Annotated in this window: 6 protein-coding genes and 1 pseudogene; 1 reads left to right on the top strand and 6 read right to left on the bottom strand. The window is 55.6% G+C overall.

Features of this window, described 5'->3' with window-relative positions:
• A pseudogene (locus RW092_RS23910) lies at positions 1 to 170 on the top strand (transposase); the annotation flags it as partial.
• A 288-nt stretch (positions 171 to 458) separates the two neighbouring features.
• Here the strand turns inward: RW092_RS23910 and RW092_RS09775 are convergent.
• From RW092_RS09775 to RW092_RS09750, 6 genes are all read right to left on the bottom strand, one after another.
• Positions 459 to 818, bottom strand: coding sequence for a hypothetical protein (locus RW092_RS09775; protein WP_316010098.1), 360 nt, complete (start codon positions 816 to 818; stop codon positions 459 to 461).
• Positions 782 to 1129, bottom strand: a complete 348-nt coding sequence (locus RW092_RS09770) for a hypothetical protein (protein ID WP_316010097.1) — start codon at positions 1127 to 1129, stop codon at positions 782 to 784. Before RW092_RS09770 ends, RW092_RS09775 begins: the two co-directional genes overlap by 37 nt.
• Positions 1126 to 1482 carry an alpha-helical endospore appendage domain-containing protein gene (locus RW092_RS09765; RefSeq protein WP_316010096.1) on the bottom strand — a complete coding sequence of 119 codons (357 nt, stop codon included), beginning with the start codon at positions 1480 to 1482 and terminating at the stop codon, positions 1126 to 1128. Before RW092_RS09765 ends, RW092_RS09770 begins: the two co-directional genes overlap by 4 nt.
• Before the next feature lie 25 nt (positions 1483 to 1507).
• Positions 1508 to 1795: a hypothetical protein gene (locus tag RW092_RS09760; RefSeq protein ID WP_009225097.1), complete on the bottom strand. Its 288-nt coding sequence runs from the start codon at positions 1793 to 1795 to the stop codon at positions 1508 to 1510.
• A 137-nt stretch (positions 1796 to 1932) separates the two neighbouring features.
• Positions 1933 to 3249, bottom strand: coding sequence for a glycosyltransferase family 2 protein (locus RW092_RS09755; protein ID WP_316010099.1), 1317 nt, complete (start codon positions 3247 to 3249; stop codon positions 1933 to 1935).
• Positions 3239 to 4252, bottom strand: a 1014-nt coding sequence (locus RW092_RS09750; RefSeq protein ID WP_316010095.1) for a GT-D fold domain-containing protein, incomplete at its 5' end; no start/stop codon positions are given. The genes RW092_RS09750 and RW092_RS09755, both read right to left, overlap by 11 nt.

Below are 4252 nucleotides of genomic sequence, written 5' to 3'. Positions count from 1 at the left end.
TGAACGAGTACACCGTCCGCCGTTACCTGCGCATGACTTGTTCCGAGGAAGAGATGTGTCAAAACCTGCTGCAGATGTGCTTGTCCATTCCTGCCATCCCTTACCGTGAGTTAATCGCACATGGTCTGAACGCACGCCAGCGGAAGCCGTTCCTTGCAGCAGTCGCATAAGAATTGCAAGAAGTAAAGTGTATGGAGTATTACAAGAAGTACATGCAAGTAGTTAAGGAATTGACCCCTGGGCAACTTCAAGATTTTTTATACTGGACAGTTCCATCCCATTCTCTTCACTCCCTGATTCAAAGGGATAATGGTTAAAAAGGGGCGGAGAATGGCAATATGCCCCCCTACCTATAATGAAATAACCGCTGCCGATGAACCGACAACGGTTAATAGATTTGATGCTAGATATCGATCTGATTTGCACCTATCAGATTGATTCTTTTCAGAGATGATACGTCAGACTTGATCCTTGTAGGCCATCTTATGTCCGTCCTCGTAGCCTTGGGCGAAGCCGCTGTTAAATCCTTCTTGATAAGCCTCGTTATAGGCCTGATCATAAACGGCCTTGTCTTCGCTTCCTTGTTCTGTAACAGGAACCGCCGCTGCCGGGACCGGTAGTGCGTTTCGCCGGCGTCTCACTCTACGTCTTCTTCTGCGATGTGTACGCGGCTTGTGTACCGCCTTGCGACGCTTGCGGCGGGCAGGGATCGTCTTACTTCTCCGCCTTAGGGTCAGCTTCCGTTTTCTGCGGAGCCGAACTTTTCTCGTCGTACGCGGCTTTACACGGCGGGTACGCCGGAGTTTGGTTTTTGCCATCCTTCTTCTTCCTCCTGTACTCCTCGGGTCACGTCGTATGCTGCATAGCAGGCTTCCATCATCCATGGTGGTGAAGGAGTTCCATATTTGACGCGATGAAAAGTCAACCCGCAAACCGTGCGGGCCATCGCTTCTTGATATTTGGTCAATTTATCTATATTTCCGGCAATATGCCTTGCAGCGTCCGGGGAGAGCTCGGTCACGTCGGCGAGGCTGCCGAGAATCCGCGCCATCGCTTGCTGGCTTTGGCTTATAGCATCAACTAACCGGAGTTTCGCCTCCTCCCCGGCCTGAAGGGGGAACATCGTCATTTGCCTGCCTCCAGATCAAAATCACCGCCGTCGAACAACCCGCCGAATCCTCCGTCCAGACCATCCCCGCCGCCTTCTGTCATGTCGGGAGGGAGCACCGTTTTCAGGTTGTTACACAGCCCATTTTGCAGCTTGGTCAGGCCCTCAATCACCTCCACGAGTTGATCGTGAACCTCCAGCGGGTCGGACAGCTGCTTTTCGTGATCCTCGAAACTGCTATCCAGCACATGATTCAATATCCAGTTGCGCACCTTCTCGGACTCGACCGCCTTGGCTTCCAGTATCATTGCGACGTTCCACTGGATTTTTGCGGCCGCATCCAACATGTTCAGATAAGCCTGTTCCCTGCTCATGGCATCATACCCCGCTTCATTAACCTCACTCTTCTTCTTGGACCTTTAATTGCTTCATCACATGGCTCAAATTCTCGGCCATTGCTTCCTGTAAATCGGCAATGGCATTTAAGTAGGAGATCACACTTTTGTTGATCCGACCCGAATTCTCCAAAATGCCGGGCGTCCCATCGAACGCTGGCTCGGCGTCGGGAATCGCATGAACGATCTGTGCCATGCGTACAGCGACTTGTCGTTCCGCATCGATCACCCGCGCCATCTGCTGGTGAGAGTGGGCCATGTGCACGATGATCTCAGATATTTTTTGCTCCACTCTGACTCCTCCTCAACTAAGGCCGGCCTTTACGCCGTGCTCTGATTAGCGGACTGCGGACACCAGCCTCAGGATGCCCTCCAATAACATATGCCGGTACGAATTTGCGCGTTCCTGTAGAGCCGGCTTGTTCCAGCCTATAAATCCTCGCTCACGATGCGTTGCGGAGGCAGAATCGGTAGCCCCTCCGGGTAGGCAGCCACTTCGTTCTCCGGTACAGCTAACGAAGGCGTAAGCCCCCAAGCGCGGAGCGTGTATTCCGAGACGATCTCCCTCCGTTGCCCCCGATCGATTTGGTACCACCGTCCGTTGCTGGCGACCACGACGCCATCCGTAAAGCCCGCCTCGGATGGCATACCACTGCTTAAGCCAGCGAGTTGCTCCGGTGAACGGGCCGGGCCGACGGGAAGCTGGACCAGATCCAGCACGGACAGTCGCGGCAGCCCCGGCAATGAGTCAGCCGCCGCCGGGTGCACCGGATGGCGAACGCCATGCTCCAGCCAGTGTACGCCTCCCTTCACATCTCGAACCCGCACGTGGGTCGGGAAGAAATCCGCCGCCCTTAACGTCCGTTCCCCCCGCCAAGCAAGCATCCGTGCATAGAGAGCGTGCAGATCTCCCCATTTTTCACGAAAGAAATGGTGGTTGCGAGTGTTTACTTCCTGAAACTGCTGATTGCCTAACCCTTTCATCGTCATGCTTCCGTAATGATGCACGAAGGTGTCTCCGGCGATCACCAGCGTTTTTCCTTGCAGGCGCAAACGGGCGACCCAATCATCGTCCTCGAAATTGCCGATCTCATATCCTTCATCGAAATATCCAACTTGCTCCAGCGTTGCTCGAGGAAAAGCTACGCAAAACCCTACCAACCGATCGGTTATCCGCCACTTCATCGGATCCGAACGGTTGTACATGGCAGCAAATGCCGGCATATCCGCCACATCCTCATAAGGAACATCCATTTGCTGCTCGCCACTGATGTAATTCGTTACCGGCCCAACTGCAGCTGCTTGAGGAAACTGACGAAGGCACGCCAGCAGTTGATCCAGCCAACGCTCCGTCACCAGTACATCGTTGTTCAGAAGCACAATTGTATTCCCTTTGGCCATCATTAGACCGGTATTTACGGCACGGGCGAACCCCAGATTCTGCGGATACACCGCCAGCCGCACTCGCCCCGGCCGTCTCCGAACCGCCGCCGCCGTTCCATCGGTCGACCCATTGTCAACGACGATGACTTCATAAGGTGTAGACGTGTAGCGATCAATATGATCCAAGCACTGTAGCAGCAGATCTCTACGATCATAAGTCGGAATAATAATACTCGTGATTTCCTGACGGTCAGCAAATGTTCGGTAGCCTTCTTGAACTCCGTAAGTATAGCCGGCAGTGTATCCTTGCTCGTAGGTTCCTGAACCGCGTCTAGTATGTTTGGTTTTTCCGTCAAACTCCATTTGCACTGTTGTGCACCTCCCCGAGCTGCGGCCATGCCGCCTCCCCTTTTATCAGCTTGTCGGCTAAATGTCCCGTATCCAACGCCACTTTGCCCAGTTCTCCGGATATCCGTGTGCAGATCATCACTGCTGCCACTCCAGCCGCAACCAAAGCCAGATCAAAGTCCGGAACTTCCCGGAAGCGCATCATGACCCTGGGCACATCGGCAACGCCCTGCACCGGAGCAAGCCAACCCACAACCTGCACACCGCGCTGCCCAAGATATCCCGCCAACGCTTCCGCTTGATTCCCGATTAGTAAGACACGCCGGCCATGCACCAGTCTCGTTAAATAACCTCCGGTATTGAGTTCATAATTGACGGTCGAAGTGGTCAAACGCAGGCTGCGGTAATCGATTCCATAATGGCGCAGCACCGGGAACAACAGCCCCTGATAGGACGGATGACGGGATTCCGGAACCCCGATAATATCCGCAGCCCTTATGGCGGCTGCCAACGCTTCACGTGCTGCCGGATTAGGCAAATGCACGCCTGCATAGGGCAAAAAAGCCCCCCAGCGGAGCGCTTCCTCGGTGGAAATGACCGTACCGTGCGCCAAGGTGAGCAGTTCTCCGTCGCCGAGACGGACAATCGACAGCGGTCGGTTTTCCCGCAGCGCCCCCTCCGCTGTAGCGAACACTTCTGCTGGCGTAAGCATCGGATAAAGCTGCCCGGCAACGGCTGGGAAACCGGCGGCAATGACGTCGTCCACCCGGATTTCGGGCAGCAGCATATAGCGGGGAATTAAGCGGCCCAGCTTGGCTTCCCCGCCTTCAAACAAGCCCTCGCGGTAGCCGGCCTCGAAGGCGGCGGCGCGAACCCGCTCCGCTTCCGCCGTAGACCAGGCGGCTCCGGAGGCATCCGGCGCCGCCGAATCCAGCGACGCCGGCCCGGGTGCAGGCAATAGCGGCGGCGAGAATGCGGCTGGGCCAGGCGAAAGGGCCTTAGTGGCCCGGCCTTGGCG

Origin of the sequence: Paenibacillus sp. 3LSP, assembly GCF_032465655.1 — a bacterium.
In the GTDB taxonomy this organism is placed as follows: domain Bacteria; phylum Bacillota; class Bacilli; order Paenibacillales; family Paenibacillaceae; genus Fontibacillus; species Fontibacillus barengoltzii.
The sequence above is the reverse complement of the archived record's forward strand: the minus strand, read 5'-3'. Positions and strand labels throughout refer to the sequence as shown.

Coding starts and splice junctions, on each gene's coding strand:
- RW092_RS09755 (WP_316010099.1), bottom strand. CDS start 3,249: ATGGAGTTTGACGGAAAAACCAAACATACTAGACGCGGTTCAGGAACC.
- RW092_RS09765 (WP_316010096.1), bottom strand. CDS start 1,482: ATGAGCAGGGAACAGGCTTATCTGAACATGTTGGATGCGGCCGCAAAA.
- RW092_RS09775 (WP_316010098.1), bottom strand. CDS start 818: ATGGCAAAAACCAAACTCCGGCGTACCCGCCGTGTAAAGCCGCGTACG.
- RW092_RS09770 (WP_316010097.1), bottom strand. CDS start 1,129: ATGACGATGTTCCCCCTTCAGGCCGGGGAGGAGGCGAAACTCCGGTTA.